This window comes from Rhodococcus sp. NPDC049939, assembly GCF_040656415.1.
Taxonomy (GTDB): domain Bacteria; phylum Actinomycetota; class Actinomycetes; order Mycobacteriales; family Mycobacteriaceae; genus Rhodococcus_F.
Genome location: NZ_JBFAMC010000001.1, coordinates 1,119,503 through 1,135,227, shown reverse-complemented (window position 1 = coordinate 1,135,227; position 15,725 = coordinate 1,119,503). Strand labels below are relative to the sequence as shown.

General features: G+C 63.7%; 15 protein-coding genes. 12 read left to right on the top strand and 3 right to left on the bottom strand.

The window, feature by feature from the left end; genetic code table 11:
• Positions 1-66: 66 nt before the first annotated feature.
• Genes AB0I57_RS05145 through AB0I57_RS05135 form a run of 3 tightly spaced genes read left to right on the top strand, consistent with a single transcriptional unit; the run spans position 67 to position 2,727 of the window.
• Positions 67-1,707, top strand: coding sequence for an acyl-CoA carboxylase subunit beta (locus tag AB0I57_RS05145; protein WP_358330738.1), 1,641 nt, complete (start codon positions 67-69; stop codon positions 1,705-1,707).
• On the top strand, positions 1,704-2,072 hold the full coding sequence (locus tag AB0I57_RS05140; RefSeq protein WP_358330735.1) for an acyl-CoA carboxylase subunit epsilon: 369 nt from the start codon (positions 1,704-1,706) through the stop codon (positions 2,070-2,072). Before AB0I57_RS05145 ends, AB0I57_RS05140 begins: the two co-directional genes overlap by 4 nt.
• Before the next feature lie 10 nt (positions 2,073-2,082).
• A complete protein-coding gene (locus tag AB0I57_RS05135) occupies positions 2,083-2,727 on the top strand; it encodes a nucleoside triphosphate pyrophosphatase (protein ID WP_358330732.1) in 645 nt (214 codons plus the stop codon).
• Here AB0I57_RS05135 and AB0I57_RS05130 read toward each other — a convergent pair.
• On the bottom strand, positions 2,710-4,428 hold the full coding sequence (locus AB0I57_RS05130; RefSeq protein WP_358330729.1) for a DHA2 family efflux MFS transporter permease subunit: 1,719 nt from the start codon (positions 4,426-4,428) through the stop codon (positions 2,710-2,712). The genes AB0I57_RS05135 and AB0I57_RS05130 overlap by 18 nt on opposite strands.
• A 261-nt stretch (positions 4,429-4,689) precedes the next feature.
• On the opposite strand from AB0I57_RS05130, the gene AB0I57_RS05125 reads away from it, so the two are divergent.
• From AB0I57_RS05125 to AB0I57_RS05085, 9 genes are all read left to right on the top strand, one after another.
• On the top strand, positions 4,690-6,210 hold the full coding sequence (locus AB0I57_RS05125) for a condensation domain-containing protein (RefSeq protein WP_358330726.1): 1,521 nt from the start codon (positions 4,690-4,692) through the stop codon (positions 6,208-6,210).
• On the top strand, positions 6,210-7,652 hold the full coding sequence (locus AB0I57_RS05120) for a condensation domain-containing protein (RefSeq protein WP_358330723.1): 1,443 nt from the start codon (positions 6,210-6,212) through the stop codon (positions 7,650-7,652). The genes AB0I57_RS05125 and AB0I57_RS05120 overlap by 1 nt, the downstream gene beginning before the upstream one ends.
• Positions 7,653-7,836: 184 nt before the next feature.
• Positions 7,837-8,736 (top strand): sulfurtransferase, encoded by a 900-nt coding sequence (locus tag AB0I57_RS05115; RefSeq protein WP_358330720.1) that lies wholly within the window; start codon positions 7,837-7,839, stop codon positions 8,734-8,736.
• Positions 8,733-9,149 carry a SufE family protein gene (locus AB0I57_RS05110; protein ID WP_358330717.1) on the top strand — a complete coding sequence of 139 codons (417 nt, stop codon included), beginning with the start codon at positions 8,733-8,735 and terminating at the stop codon, positions 9,147-9,149. Before AB0I57_RS05115 ends, AB0I57_RS05110 begins: the two co-directional genes overlap by 4 nt.
• Before the next feature lie 21 nt (positions 9,150-9,170).
• Positions 9,171-10,547, top strand: coding sequence for a condensation domain-containing protein (locus AB0I57_RS05105; RefSeq protein WP_358330714.1), 1,377 nt, complete (start codon positions 9,171-9,173; stop codon positions 10,545-10,547).
• 129 nt (positions 10,548-10,676) lie between these two features.
• Positions 10,677-12,470: an acetyl/propionyl/methylcrotonyl-CoA carboxylase subunit alpha gene (locus tag AB0I57_RS05100; protein ID WP_358330711.1), complete on the top strand. Its 1,794-nt coding sequence runs from the start codon at positions 10,677-10,679 to the stop codon at positions 12,468-12,470.
• A 67-nt stretch (positions 12,471-12,537) separates the two neighbouring features.
• A complete protein-coding gene (locus AB0I57_RS05095) occupies positions 12,538-12,927 on the top strand; it encodes a DUF1707 domain-containing protein (RefSeq protein WP_358330694.1) in 390 nt (129 codons plus the stop codon).
• Between the two features lies 1 nt (position 12,928).
• Positions 12,929-13,267: a hypothetical protein gene (locus tag AB0I57_RS05090; RefSeq protein WP_358330691.1), complete on the top strand. Its 339-nt coding sequence runs from the start codon at positions 12,929-12,931 to the stop codon at positions 13,265-13,267.
• Positions 13,268-13,314: 47 nt separating this feature from the next.
• Positions 13,315-13,602, top strand: coding sequence for a VanZ family protein (locus AB0I57_RS05085; RefSeq protein WP_358333163.1), 288 nt, complete (start codon positions 13,315-13,317; stop codon positions 13,600-13,602).
• Here AB0I57_RS05085 and AB0I57_RS05080 read toward each other — a convergent pair.
• Positions 13,566-14,354, bottom strand: coding sequence for a tyrosine-protein phosphatase (locus AB0I57_RS05080; protein ID WP_358330688.1), 789 nt, complete (start codon positions 14,352-14,354; stop codon positions 13,566-13,568). The two genes, AB0I57_RS05085 and AB0I57_RS05080, sit on opposite strands and share 37 nt — an antisense overlap.
• Complete coding sequence (gene lat / locus AB0I57_RS05075; RefSeq protein WP_358330685.1) at positions 14,351-15,694, bottom strand: L-lysine 6-transaminase; 1,344 nt, start codon at positions 15,692-15,694, stop codon at positions 14,351-14,353. Before lat ends, AB0I57_RS05080 begins: the two co-directional genes overlap by 4 nt.
• Positions 15,695-15,725: the final 31 nt, after the last annotated feature.

The window sequence follows — 15,725 nt, the reverse complement described above, 5'->3', positions numbered from 1 at the left end:
GCGGGCGACGCGCCGCCTCTACCTCCCTTGTCAGAGTCCCGGCCCCTCTCGATAAGCTGACCTGCCATGACCACTGTTCAGGAGCCGAACGCGCCGGATTCGGCGACCAGGCCAGATATTCACACGACGGCGGGGAAGCTCGCCGACCTGCGTAATCGTCAGGCCGAGGCACTGCATCCGAGTGGAAAAGCCGCGGCCGACAAGGTCCATGCGAAGGGCAAATTGACCGCCCGCGAGCGCATCACCGCCCTGCTCGACGAAGGCTCGTTCGTCGAACTCGACGCCCTCGCCCGCCACCGCAGCACCAACTTCGGCCTCGCCGACAACCGTCCCGTGGGCGACGGCGTCGTGACCGGCTACGGCACTATCGACGGCCGCAATGTCTGCGTCTTCTCGCAGGACGCGACCGTCTTCGGTGGATCCCTCGGCGAAATCTACGGGGAAAAGATCGTCAAGGTCATGGACCTCGCGCTGAAATCCGGCCGACCGCTGATCGGCATCAACGAGGGTGCCGGCGCGCGCATCCAGGAAGGCGTCGTCTCCCTCGGTCTGTACGGCGAAATCTTCCACCGCAACGTCCGAGCCTCCGGAGTCATCCCCCAGATCTCCCTGATCATGGGACCCGCCGCCGGTGGCCACGTCTACTCGCCCGCCCTCACCGATTTCGTCGTCATGGTCGACAAGGCCTCCCAGATGTTCGTCACCGGCCCCGATGTCATCAAGACGGTCACGGGCGAAGACGTCACCATGGAGGACCTCGGCGGCGCGCACACCCACATGGTGAAGTCCGGGGTGGCCCACTACGTCGCATCCGATGAACAGGACGCCCTCGACTACGTCAAGGACCTTCTGTCCTACCTTCCCTCGAACAATCAGGCCGCCGCTCCCCTCATGCCACCGTCGGACCCGATTACAGGGGGCATCGAGGATTCCCTGACCGATGAAGACCTCGAACTCGACTCTCTGATACCGGACTCGGCGAACCAGCCCTACGACATGCACGAGGTGATTCGCCGCATCCTCGATGACGACGAATTTCTCGAAGTCCAGGCTCAGCGAGCAGGGAACGTCATCGTCGGCTTCGGCCGGGTCGACGGCCGCTCCGTTGGCATCGTCGCCAACCAACCCACCGTCTTCGCCGGGTGTCTGGACATCGACGCTTCCGAAAAGGCTGCACGCTTCGTGCGTACCTGCGATGCATTCAACGTGCCCATCATCACCCTCGTCGACGTCCCGGGCTTCCTCCCTGGCACCGACCAGGAATACGACGGCATCATCCGCCGTGGCGCAAAACTTCTCTACGCCTACGGTGAGGCCACGGTCGGCAAGATCACCGTCATCACACGCAAGGCTTACGGCGGCGCCTACGACGTGATGGGCTCCAAGCACATGGGCGCCGACGTCAACCTGGCCTGGCCTACCGCTCAGATCGCCGTCATGGGCGCATCCGGTGCCGTCGGGTTCGTGTACCGCAAACGCCTCCTCGAAGCCGCCGAGAAGGGCGAGGACGTCGACGCTCTCCGACTGCAACTACAGCAGGAATACGAGGACACTCTGGTCAACCCGTACGTTGCCGCCGAGCGTGGCTACGTCGACGCGGTCATTCCGCCATCGCACACCCGCGGACAGATTGTGGCGGCCTTGCGCCTGCTCGAACGTAAAATGGTCACCCTTCCACCCAAGAAGCATGGGAACATCCCACTATGACCGCAATTACCGAGGAAGTAGTGCCTGAGACCGAATCGGACGCGGTAGCCGCGATGGCGCAGTCAATCGATGGTTCCGCAGCCGACGCCGCCCTGTCCGGTAGTGCGCCCACCAGCCTGCCGGATGGCACCGAGGATGACTCGGCGGACGTCGCCGAGCCGTTCCTGAAGGTAGTCAAGGGCTCCCCGACCCCCGACGAGGTCGCAGCACTGGTCGCGGTGCTCTCCGCGATGGCCGCCGCTGGAGGCGTCGAGCAGGGTCCGCAACTCCCTCCCGAAACCTGGGGTGCCCCGACTGCAATGCACCGGACCAGTATGCCGTTCTCCCCGTACTCGTTCACCAGCGTCTCGATGTTCAGACGTTGATCAGTACCAGGTGATTTCTTTCGTTCTCGCCTCGGCTTCCCCGGCGCGACTAGCTGTGCTACGCAGCGCCGGGGTCGAACCGATCGTGCGCGTCTCCGGAGTCGACGAGGACGCGGTCATCGCGGCCCTCGGGTCCGATGCCACCCCCGAGCATGTCGTCACCGAGTTGGCCCGCGCCAAGGCCGAGGACGTCCTCCCAGTTCTGGCTCGGGAGAAGATCTCGGACGCCGTGGTCGTCGGGTGCGACTCCATGTTGCTGATCGACGGATCGCTTCAGGGCAAGCCCCACACCGTCGAAGTGGCGCGTGATCGCTGGTCTTCGATGGCGGGACGTAGCGCAACCTTGCTCACTGGGCACAGCGTTCTCCGGGTCGTGAACGACTCGGTAGTGGCCGATGCGCATGATCAGGGCAGGACCGTCGTCCATTTCGCGAACCCCACCGAAACGGACCTGGAGGCGTATCTAGCCAGTGGCGAGCCCCTACAGGTCGCCGGCGCGTTTACCCTCGACAGCCTCGGCGGGTGGTTCGTCGACAGGATCGAGGGCGATCCCTCGAGTGTGATCGGGATCGGTCTACCTCTCCTGCGGACCCTGCTCGCGCAGGTCGGAGTCGGCGTCGCTGATCTGTGGAGTTCGTCAGCCCGCGGCGACTGATTCTTCCTCGGCCAGCTGGTTCCGGCGAGGCAGCGTCAGCGACGCGACCCCGATTACGGCCGCGACCGCCGATATGGTCCACAGGATCCGCCGCTCGGCCTGTAGAAACGCCTCACCGGCCGCATTTCTTGTCGATTCCGTGGCAGTAACTATCGCGGAGTCCGCGATAGTTTGTCCCGACGTGCCGAAATCCTCGTCGCCGGATCCCATGAACTGGCAATTCTCGGGCACTTTCATCGGAGAGGTGGATCCGAGTTGCTCCGTGGCGCACCGCACGAACGCCTCCTCTGCGCTCGGAATCAGCGCCGGTGGCACACCGACCTCCGCGAGTTGAGCGGTCAGCGCAGGCCGCTCCGCCTGAACCGCATCCACCGACTGCGACGCGACGAGATTGAAGAACACGACACCGATCACAGCGAGTCCGATCGAACTGCCTACCTGCTGAACCGTCGGAAGCAGGCCTGATACCGACCCGGCGTTCCGTGGCTGAACGGTCGCGAGAATCGCGGTCTGAAGCGGTGAGACGAACAATCCGAGACCCGCGCCACCGATGAACAGGGGGCCGGCAAGCGCCGACCATCGAGGATCGATGCCTTCGCTTTGCAGTTGAGCCGCCAACACGATCAGGGACCCGGCGAACAGAAACATCCCAAGCGGCAGGACGAGGTTGCCTATTCGCCGATACACGAACGAGGACGCCAACGCGGCGAGTCCGGTCCCCAGCGCCCATGGCAGCGTCATCACGCCTGCCCTCAGCGCCGAGAAGCCGAATCCGAACTGCAGGGTCAGGGAAACGGTGAGGATCAAAGACGTGAGCGTTCCGAAGAACACGAACGCGATGGCCGCACCCAACGAGAAAGCGCGGTCGGTGAACAACTCCAGACGTAGGACCGGGTCGCCGCCGCGGCGCCCGAGTCGATATTCGTAGACGACGAACGCGATCAGCACAGGCACCGAACACGCGAGCATCACCACGATCGGGATCGGCCATCCGCGCTCGCGTCCCTCGACGAGCGGGAAGATGAGCAGGAACAGCCCCACCGCGGACAGCACTGCGCCACCCACGTCCAGTTGCCGGTTTCCGTCTGGTTTCGCGTCGGCGAGGTAAAGGTACCCGAGCACGAGGGCAGCAATGCCGACCGGGAGGTTGACGAAGAAGATCAACCGCCAACCCCAGTCGAACAGATTCCACTGTATGAGAAGGCCACCGACCAAAGGGCCACAGATCGTGGCGAGCCCGATGGTTGCCCCGTAGATGCCCAAGACTCGGGGATGGGCGCGTTTAGGGAAGAGACTCGAGATGATCGCGAACGTCTGAGCCGACATCGAGCCCGCGGCAAGGCCCTGCAATGCCCTGGACACGACGAGAGCAATGGGCGACTGAGCCAGGCCACACAGCAGGGACGCAAACACGAACACGGCCAGCGCGATCAGGAACACCCTTCGCCGGCCGAGCAAGTCCCCGAGTCGGGCTGCCGTAATTAAAGAACACGCAAAGGACAGCGTGTAGACACTCACCATCAGTAGCTGAGCAGAAACTGATGCACCCAGATCGACCGCGATGCTCGGTAATGCGACGTTGACGATGGTGGCATCGAGCAACTGCATGAACACCGCGACAAGACTCGCCGCCAAACCCAGCCAGGGAGCCCACTTTCCGAGTTCTCCGGCACTGGGCGCGTCACGCACGATTACAGGCATCGGGACAGGCTAGCGGCAACCGGCGGATGCGAAGGCAAGGGGGCGGGTTCGAGCCCGCCGCATCGTACAGCACTCGTTCGGAGCGTGTGACTTCCGTGTCAAATACTTGACTGTGCCGAAGCTAACCAGTAATAGTTCTGACCTCTTAACATCTCTTTACTCCTCGTGGCGAGGTGCTTGACGCACCATGCGTTGCGAGAAGTCCAAGCCACACCTGACCGAACCCGCAATTGTTCGCATTCACACACCGGGAGCCGATCGATGGACTTGAACTTGATTACCCACTGGAACCCAGAGCCTGGGAGGGTCATCGAGTGGGAGGCTACGGACGCGAGTGCACAAGCGGCTGCGGCTGCCCCCGTGGACCCGGAACTGCCTGCTACCTTGCAAGAACGCCACATTCGTCGGGCACAGGTGACAGCGAACAAGGGCGAGCACCAGTCGCCGTGGATCGGCGCCGCCTTCGACTTCCAGGGCAGACTCGACATCGACGCCATGACGAGGACACTCGAGCGCTACATCCTGCGTCACGACACGCTCCAGACCTGGTTCTCGTTCGAAGACCCCGAGGGGGACCCGTCCGACACCGCCAATCTCGTTCGGCGGCACATCGTGCCAAGGGATTCCGTCGAACTCGTCGCGCACAAGGGTGACGTCCTCGGCACGCCCGAGCAGGTCCGGGACCATGTCGCGGCACGGTTCGCGAACGACACGAGCGCGCTGGGCTGGCCCTCGTTCGTATTCGGTGTGGTCGAACACTACGACGCGTCGCAACCTGCCGGACCGGACGACAGCTTCACCCTTTATCACGCGGTCGACCACGCGCACAGCGACCTGAAGTCGCTGATTCTGATGTTTGCCGAAACGCGAATCATCTACGCGGCCGAACTCGCCGGCACCGAACCCGAACTACACGACCCAGGCAGCTACGTCGAGTACAGCCGAAAGGAGCGAGAGAGGGCGGCGGCGCTGACCCTCGCCTCCCCCGAGGTCCAGGGTTGGATAGGGCATCTCACCCGCAACGGTGGTAGCTTTCCGCGTTTCCCTCTCGACCTAGGTGTCTCCGACGCGCCCAAACCGGCTATCGGCACACGTTTCGACCTGGCCGACGCCGATGAGTGCGAGCGGTTCGGCGCTGTGTGCAAGGCGAACGGCTCCAACTTCATCGGCGGAATGTTCGCGGCGCTCGCCATCACCGAACACGAGCTCGTCGGACGTGATCGTTACGTTGCGCTGTCGCCGGTCAACACCCGCCACGACCCACAGTTCGACTGGTCGCAGGGGTGGTTCATCAATCTCGTTCCGGTCGGGTTCGAACTCGGCGACGCCACGACGTTCAGCGCGCTCGCCCAGCGCGCCCAAGAGGCCTACCACTCCGGCAAGGAACTCCGCGACGTATCGGTGCAGCAGGTGATCGATGTCGTCCTCGCGCACGGCGGGCCCGATTCGGCAGCACAGCCCACCACCCTGACGCCTCCCCCGATCGTGTCGTACATCGACGCGCGTAGGCTTCCGGAAACCGAACATTATGCGTCGACCCGAGCGACCATGATCGTGGGCGGGAAAGAGACGCAGATCGCGTCGATGTGGATCAACCGCATGCTCGACGGCGCGTGGATTGCGATCTCCCACCCGGACACCGAGGTGGCATACAGATCGGTCGCGGAGTACGCCGGACGTCTGAGGACGATCATGCAAACCGTTGCCAACGAGGGTGACTTCACCCTGTCACCGTCCATTTCGGCAAGTCCGGAATCCGCAATCGTCACAGGGGTGAAGTAGTGCACGTCACATCCATCGACCGGTACATGCTCGAACCCGGCCTGGTGACGGAGTGGTCCGTTGCGCCCGGCAAGGTTTCTCGATCCGAGATTCCGCCGTCTTACAACCAAAAGTTCCATCTCGACACTGCGCGCACACACGGGGTGGGCCGAAGTGTCTGGATGGCAGCCGCTTTCGATCTTCCCGGTCACCTCGATCGAACAGCGCTCGAGCAGGCGCTCATGCACTTCATCCGACGCCACGACACGCTGCAGTCCGGTTTCGACGTGAACGCCGACTCGATGCTGCGCGTCGATCTCGATCCCGAGGACATCACCGTCGTTTCGTCGGAGTCCGTGGCAACATCGTCTTCCGACGAACTTCGCGACCATCTGCGCACACGCTTTACCTTGGCGTGCGATCCCTTGACGTTTCCCGCCTATATGTTCGCCACCGTCGAACGCGATTCGCACTACACCGTGATCAGCGCATTCGATCACACGCTCGTCGACGGCTATTCGCTCGTCATTGCACTCGGGGAACTTCGCCAGATCTATCAGAAACTGGCCCATCCCGGCGGGTCGGCAGAAGTCACCGAGGACGATCTACTCACCGAGCTCGGTGATCCGGGCAGCTTCCTGCGATACTGCGAACTCGAAGCCGACGCACCTGTCACCGAGCTCGGTGACCCCCGTGTGCGCGAGTGGGCGAGGTTCTACGAGCGCTGCGGCGGTACCGCACCCAGCTTCCCGATCGACCTGGGCGTCGAGGCAGGCGATCCGGCGCCGCAGGGCGCCGACGTTCGCCCCCTTCTCGACGCCGCCGACACCGAACGCTTCGAGCAGATATGCCTCGAATCGGGCGGCAGTCTGTTCACAGGCGCGCTCACCGCGATGGGCATGGCCGTGCATGCGATCAATGGCGTCACCCGGATGCCACTGCAGTTCCCATTGCATATTCGCCAGGATCCGCAGTGGGAAAACGCGATCGGGTGGCTCACAACCAGCGCGCCCCTGACCGTCGAGTTGACGCCGGACGCCGACTTCCAGTCGTCACTCGCCCACACCCACGCTTCGTTCCGCACGGCCCTGACGCTCAAGGGCGTGTCGATGGCCCAGGTGCGCGAAGCGCTCGGCGACGGCTACCGCCGCACCCGTACAGATGTGTTCATGGTTTCGTACATCGATTACCGCAAGCTCCGCGGCACCGAAGATCATGTCGAGTTGAACGCGCACCACATCAGCAACGTAACCGTCGCGGACGACGCCCAGTTCTGGATCTCGAGGACTCACCGGGGTCTGGCCCTGCGCTCGCGGTTCCCCGAGACCCCGACGGCACGAAGAGCGGTCACGGAGTTCCTCGCGCGGTTGGAGGAGATCCTGCGGGACATCTGCGAGCAAGGTGTGACTCCCATCGCAGAACTCACGACCCAACTGAACCTGGAAGGCACTCCGGTCGTTTAGCGGTTCTCCGCGGCTGTAGGCGAGTGTGTTGTGCGCGGCATCAGCTGACCGCCGACGGGCCTCGAGTACCGATTCGAGTGGCCAGGCGGCCCGTAGGTGTGAGTGTGTACGCGAGTCGAGCGAGGGAACGGCGAGCGCATAGAATCGATGCCGTCCACACCACACCTGTCCCAGGAGCCCACCCGTGCCCGTAGCGCCAGATCCCACCAAGTCCTTCGCCGACTACGCCAACCCCAATCGGCTCGTGTCGACGGAATGGCTCTCCGCGAATCTGGGCGCACCGGGCCTGAAGGTCGTGGAGTCGGATGAGGACGTGCTCCTCTACGATGTCGGGCACATTCCAGGTGCCGTGAAGGTCGACTGGCACCTCGATCTGAACGATCCCGTCACCCGCGACTACATCTCCGGCGAGCAGTTCGCCGACCTGATGAGCCGCAAGGGAATCAGCCGCGACGACACCGTCGTCATCTACGGTGACAAGAGCAACTGGTGGGCGGCATACGCACTCTGGGTGTTCACGCTGTTCGGGCACGAGGACGTCCGACTCCTCGACGGTGGCCGTGATGCGTGGATAGCCGAGGACCGGGCCACCACGCTCGACGTTCCCGAGACCACCCGCACCACCTACCCGGTGGTCGAACGGAACGACGCTCCCATCCGCGCCTTCAAGGACGACGTCCTCTCTCACCTCGGCAGAGGTCCGCTGATCGACGTGCGCTCACCCCAGGAGTACACCGGCGAGCGCACACACATGCCCGATTACCCTGAGGAAGGCGCTCTTCGCGGCGGCCACATCCCGAGCGCGTTGAGCATCCCGTGGGCCAAGGCGGCCGCCCCCGACAGCCGGTTCCGCTCGCGGGGTGAACTGGACGAGATCTACCGCGATATGTCCGCCGACGACGACATCGTCGCCTACTGCCGCATCGGTGAGCGTTCGAGCCACACCTGGTTCGTTCTCACCCACCTGCTCGGTTACCCGAACGTCCGAAACTACGACGGTTCGTGGACGGAGTGGGGCAACATGGTGCGCGTTCCGATCGTCAAGGGTGAGGAGCCGGGAGAAGTTCCCGGAACACCGTCATGACCGGATTACCCGAGTCGCTTGCCGAGATCGTCGACGACTTCGCTGCCGTCGACGGCTCGGACAAGCTACAGCTGCTTCTCGAGTTCAGTCGCGAATTGGCCCCGCTCCCTGCGGAACTCGAGAAGGACGCCATGGAACCGGTGCCCGAGTGCCAGTCTCCTCTGTTCTTGTCTGTGGATGCTTCCGATCCCGCGCACGTGCGACTGCACTTCAGCGCGCCCGCCGAGGCACCTACAACGCGGGGTTTCGCATCGATCCTGCACCAGGGCCTGGACGGGCACAGTGCTGCAACGATTCTCGGCGTGCCAGACGATTTCTACTCAGCGCTGGGGCTCGCCGACGCCGTCAGCCCCTTGCGACTGCGTGGCATGTCCGCGATGCTCGCCCGGATAAAGCAAAATCTTCACAGATAGGCCGGATTCGCCCTCACTCTGATGGAATTCACCGAACTCGCCGATTATCCCGTCCCGGTGGGTGCGCTTACCGAGTGGTTGCTGTGCGCCCACGCAGACTGGGTGGACGACCCCCGGCCGCCGTCGTATGCCCACGAAGCACGCCTTCGCCGATGCGCTGAGTCCGGCGACCGAGAATCATGGCTGGGCACAGCCTTTGAGATCGAAGGCCCGCTGAGCATCGGCGCATTCCGGTCAGCACTCGAGAAGTGGACCGACCGCCATGAGGTCCTGCGTTCTCACACGACATTGGACGACGAGACCGGGCGTGTCCACCGATGCACCGTGCCACGCGGCGGCCTGCATGTCGAGACCGTCAGCCACGGCTACGACGTCGTGGGGGGCGACAACTTCGCACACCTGCAGCAGTTGTTCGACGAGCACGCCTCACCGGACAGTTGGCCCTCGTACGTCTTCGCGACACTCGAAATCGTCGAACGCGATCGATTCGTCGTCTTCTTCGCGGCAGATCATTCGATCATCGACGGATTCTCGATCGTGCTGGTCGCGCACGAGTTGTCCGCCCTCTACGAGGAGTCGCTGTCGGGCCGGACAGTCGATCTGTTCCCTGTCGGCAGCTATATCGACTTCGGTCGCGAAGAACGGGAGGCTTCCGTCGATCCCGATACCGAGTACGCGGCACTCGACCTGTGGCGTTCTGCGCTGGACGGACCCGGGCTACCCGAGTTCCCGCTCGAGATCGGGCAGCGCACCCCAACAGCCCAGCAGAACCTCTCGACCTGGATCCTCGACGCCGACCAGGCCTCGGCGTTCGACTCGGTGTGCCGAGAGACGGACGTGGGCTTCTTTCCCGGTCTGCTCGCGGGCCTCGCCCTGACTGGTGCGGAAGTAGCAGGACAGCAACGCTTCAGGACAATCACCCCGGTCCACACTCGGCACGCCCCCGAGTGGGCGGCCGCCCTCGGCTGGTTCGTCGGCCTGAGTCCGATCGACTTCGAAGTCCAGTCAGACGACTTCGGTGTCGTCGCACACGCGGCCGCCGCGAGCGTTGCCCGTACGAAACCGATCTCCTTGGTCCCGTTCGACCGCATAGAGACCGAACTCGGCATCCCCATCCTGCCCCGCTTCTTCGTGTCCTACATGGACGTCAGGTTCGTACCCGAGGCACCGAGTTGGCCCGAACGCAATGCTCGGGCGCTGCGAAGTAGGCAGTACACCCATGACGTCTATGCGTGGATCAACCGAACCCCCCGGGGGGTGAATCTGGCGGTCCGCTATCCCGGAAACGACATCGCATCCGCCAATGTGCAGACCTGGGTCGCGAGCCTGAGCAGGCGACTGGAACACGTTTCATCTTCCTACCTGCCAGTAGGGTTTGGGGCCGGCAGTCGGTCCTGAACTGAAATCGCGATCCGGTGGCCGACCGGATCCGTCGAGTGCTTACAATCCCCTGTGATCCCCAAACCGACCGCTGGCGACATCCCGGTAGGCACCGTGGAAACGGCCACGCGAACCACAGGAGGCTCAGTGCCCAGTCATACCAGCACGCATATCACAAAGGTGCTCGTCGCGAACCGCGGTGAGATTGCAGTGCGGGTGATACGGGCCGCAGCCGATGCCGGACTGGCCAGCGTCGCTGTGTACGCCGAACCCGACGCCAACGCCCCATTCGTACGCCTGGCCGACGAAGCGTTCGCCCTGGGCGGTCACACCTCCGCCGAATCGTATCTGGTGTTCGACAAGATACTCGATGCCGCGCACAAGTCCGGTGCCGACGCCATCCACCCCGGCTACGGCTTCCTCTCCGAGAACGCGGACTTCGCCCAGGCCGTGATCGACGCCGGCCTTATCTGGATCGGCCCCTCCCCCCAGTCCATCCGCGATCTCGGTGACAAGGTCACGGCCCGCCACATCGCCGAAAGGGCGAAGGCTCCCATGGCCGCAGGCACGAAGGAGCCTGTCGGCAACGCCGACGAAGTCGTTGCGTTCGCAAAGGAATACGGTGTTCCGGTAGCCATCAAGGCCGCGTTCGGCGGCGGTGGTCGCGGGATGAAAGTCGCCCACACGATCGAGGAAATCCCCGAATTGTTCGAGTCCGCTACCCGCGAAGCCGTCGCGGCATTCGGACGCGGCGAGTGTTTCGTGGAGCAGTATCTCGACAAGGCTCGCCACGTCGAAGCTCAGGTCATCGCCGATCAGCACGGCAACGTGGTCGTTGCAGGCACCCGCGACTGCTCCCTGCAACGCCGATTCCAGAAGCTGGTCGAGGAAGCCCCCGCACCCTTCTTGACTGACGAGCAGCGCGACCGCATCCACTCGAGCGCGAAGGCCATCTGCCGCGAGTCCGGCTACTACGGCGCAGGCACGGTCGAATACCTGGTGCAAGGCGACACCATCTCGTTCCTCGAGGTCAACACCCGCCTGCAGGTCGAGCACCCGGTCACCGAGGAGACTTCCGGCCTCGACCTGGTGCTGCAACAGTTCAAGATCGCCAACGGCGAGCACCTCGACATCACAGAGGATCCCACCCCGCGGGGGCACTCGTTCGAGTTCCGCATCAACGGTGAGGACGCCGGACGTGGGTTCCTGCCCGCCCCCGGCCCAGTAACCACCTTCACTCCGCCCACCGGGCCCGGGGTGCGGATGGACTCCGGCGTCGAATCCGGCAGCGTGATCGGCGGTCAGTTCGACTCCATGCTGGCCAAACTCATCGTTACGGGCGCCACCCGCGACCAAGCTCTCGCCCGCGCCCGCCGCGCCCTGGCCGAGTTCCACGTCGAGGGCTTGGCAACGGTGATCCCGTTCCACCGAGCCATCGTGGAAGACCCCGCGTTCATCGGCGACGGGAAAGGTTTCGACGTCTACACCAAGTGGATCGAAACCGAATGGGACAACCAGATCGAGCCCTTCACCGGTGGTCGATCCGCCGACGAGGACGAGACTCTTCCCCGCCAGAACGTGGTCGTCGAGGTCGGTGGCCGACGGGTGGAGGTGTCCCTACCCGGGCAGTTCACACTCGGCACCGGCGGCGGCGGTAGCACGAACGGTGCGGTACGTAAGAAGCCCGCACCGCGTACCCGCGGCGGTGCGTCCGGTGGCGCCGCATCCGGTGACGCCGTCACCGCACCCATGCAGGGCACCGTCGTCAAGGTGGCCGTCGAGGAAGGGCAGGAAGTCGCAGAAGGCGACCTCATCGCCGTCCTCGAAGCAATGAAGATGGAAAACCCGGTCAATGCGCACAAAGCCGGTACCGTTACCGGTCTTGCGGTCGAACCCGGCGCCGCCATCACCCAGGGCACCGTCCTTGCCGAACTGAAGTAACGCATTCGTCGGATCTGGGGCGCTTGTCATCGACAGAGCCGACAAGCGCCCCAGTAGTCTGTCCGATATGTCTGATGTTCCAGAGGTCCGTATCGGCACTGCCGAACGTGAGCAGGCACTGAACCTGTTGAGCGAGCATTTCGCGGCAGGCCGATTGACGGTCGCGGAGTTCGATCAACGAAGTCTTGCAGTCACGAACGCAACAACTCGCGGTGGACTCGACCGTGTCTTCACCGACCTCCCCGAGATCATGGTCAACGTGCCAGCCGAGAAGACACCACTCGAACCCGACACCGACCGGAACTGGCGCCACGTCGTGATGTCGGTGATCCCACTCCTCGCCCTCGTGTTGTTCTTCGTCGTCCCGGTGGACAACAGCTGGTTGTTCTTCCTGATGGTTCCGGCTGCAGGAGCCATCCTCTTCGGCACCCGCGACCGTCACGACTCGGGCCGCTGACATGGAGCCTGTCGAAGTCAATGCCGGCGGCTGGTATCTGCGCGCATTGCGCGCCGACGATCGGGTGGACGATCGGCCGGCACTCGCGGACGGTGGAATCGATGACGCCGACTACATACCGCGCCGCACTGCACAGTGGCTGAGCGACGAGCACTATTCGTGGGCGATCTGTCAGCCCAACACCGGTGAGCTACTGGCTGAGGTGGGACTCACGCCGTCCGGCACGTCGGCGACGCTCACTGGCTGGGCTCGCAGCGGCCACCGCGACGCGCTGGAGGGCGGATCCGATGCCGTGCAACGCTTCGCGGAGAGCGCACTGGGGTTGACGGTCCACCGGTGAATACGCGACTCATTCCGGTGACGGCGCTGACCGTTCTGGCGCTGATCATGTTGCTCTCCCCTGCTTCGGCGACACCGGCGGGCCCCGAACATGCCGACAAGGTCGTGCATGCGCTGTTGTTCGCTGCCCTCGCGGTCGCGTCCCGGTATGCGCTCATGTCGCCGCGGACCACCGTACTTTGGCTCGCCGCGTTCGCTGCGATCACCGAAATACTCCAGGGTGTGCTGCCCATCGGACGGCAGGGTTCACTGTGGGACCTCTGCGCCGACCTCGTGGGTGTGGCGATCGGATTGACCGCTCAGTCTGCGACCATGCGCTCACGCAGTAGAGCCTGAACTCTCGAGTCGAGACCGAGGCCGTCGCTGAAGTAGTTCTCGATGGTTCCGTACCGTTCGCGCATGGTGGCCAGGGAGACTTCCAGGTACTGCTTACGGACTCCGAGCACCGGTTCGAGCAGAGCTCGATCCCCACCGGCCTTGACGAAATTCTCGAACACCCCCTCCAAGGCCGGGAGCAAGAATTCGTTGGTCAGCAAGTAGTCATGGAAGACGTCTTCTTCGCTGACACCGAGAAGCAACAGCAGCGACGCGGTGGCCCATCCCGTCCGGTCCTTGCCCGTAGTGCAGTGCACGAGAGCCGGTGTGTCACTGTTCGATGCGATCCCCGCGAACAACTCCCGATACGACGAGACCGCGCTCGGCATCAGGACGAAGTCTCGGTAGCTGCCCTCGAAGTACTCGATGGCGCGTCCGCCGCCTAGTTCGCGTTCAGCAATCGTCGGGTCAGCGATCACTCGGAGCATCTGCGCGGGAACAGACCGCATTCCCTTGTCGGCAAGCACGTCCAGCGCAACGACACGGGCACCGTCCGGGAGTTTGTCGGGCGCAGCCTCGCGTTCGCTGGCGGTCCGTAGGTCATATACGGTGCGAATTCCGAGGTTGGCGAGAATCGCTACGTCTGAATCCACGACCCGGCTCAAGTCGGTTGATCGGTAATACACGCCCGAGCGAACCTTTGCACCGTCCGTCGTTCGCACACCACCGACGTCTCGCAGATTGGGCACGGACGTAATCGGGATCGGTGTCATGCGTAGACGGTACCGTCCAGCACCCGAGCCAGTGCATCCACGGCGGCGTCGAGTTCCGCCGCTGTCACCGTCAGCGGTGGCCGAAACCTGATCCCTCGCTTACCGGTCGCCAGGATCAGTACGTGTTCACGATCTTTCAGCTCCGCAACCACACGGTCCCGTCGCTCCGGCGTCGGAAGTGTGATCGCGCACATCAGCCCCCGTCCCCTCGGTTCGGTGACGTCGGGATGGGACAGCGCAAGTTCGCGAAGTCGCTGCAGGAGATGCGCTCCGGTCATCTTTGCTCGGTCGATGAGCCGATCTTGCTCGATCACCTCGAGGATCCGCCTCGACCGCACCATGTCCGTGAGGTTGCCGCCCCAGGTGGAATTGATTCGGGAACTGACGGCGAAAACGTTGTCGGGGACATCGTCCACGCGCCCACCGGCCATGATTCCGCAGACCTGTGTCTTCTTACCGAAAGCCACCACATCCGGGTGTACACCCAACTGCTGATAGGCCCACGCGGTCCCGGTGAGACCGCATCCGGTCTGCACCTCGTCGAACACCAACAAGGCGTCGTTCTCATGACACAGAGCTTCCATTGCCTGGAAGAACTCTGGGCGGAAGTGGTGATCCCCACCCTCTCCCTGAATCGGCTCTGCGATGAAACATGCAATGTCCGCAGGGTTCTCGGCGAGCGCACGCCGCGCCTGATCTAGCGCCCGCCGCTCGGCCTCTTCGACATCTCGACCGTCAGCAAGATAGGGGGCGTCGATGCGGGGCCAGACGAACTTGGGGAAACGCGCCACCTTGCCGGGTTCGGTGTTGGTGAGCGACATGGTGTATCCACTACGGCCATGGAACGCCTCGGTCAGGTGGAGCACTTTCGTTCCGAGTACCGGATCGAGGCCGCGGCTTTCATTGAGCCTGCTCTTGAAGTCGAAAGCGACCTTGAGTGCGTTCTCGACGGCAAGCGCACCGCCGTCGACGAAGAAGAGGTGGGGCAGCGCGGGGTCCCCGAGGACGCGAGCGAACGTATCGACGAAACGCGCCATCGGGATGGTGTAGACGTCCGAATTACTCGGCTTGTTGATCGCCGCCGACGCCAATTCGCGACGGAAGGCGTCGTCGTTCGCCAGTTCCGGATGGTTCATCCCCAGTGCCGACGAGGCGAAGAATCCGAACATGTCCAGGTAGGTCGTGCCGTTCCTTTGATCCACCAGATGCACACCACGTGAACGCTCGAGGTCGAGCACCAGATCGAACCCGTCGATCAGGATGTGCCGGCCCAAGACGTCTCGCACTCGGCTCGCGGGGAGGTCACCTACACCTCCGGAGGATCGAATTGCCGTACTCATACCCAAAGATTACGGCAAACTTCCTGCATTT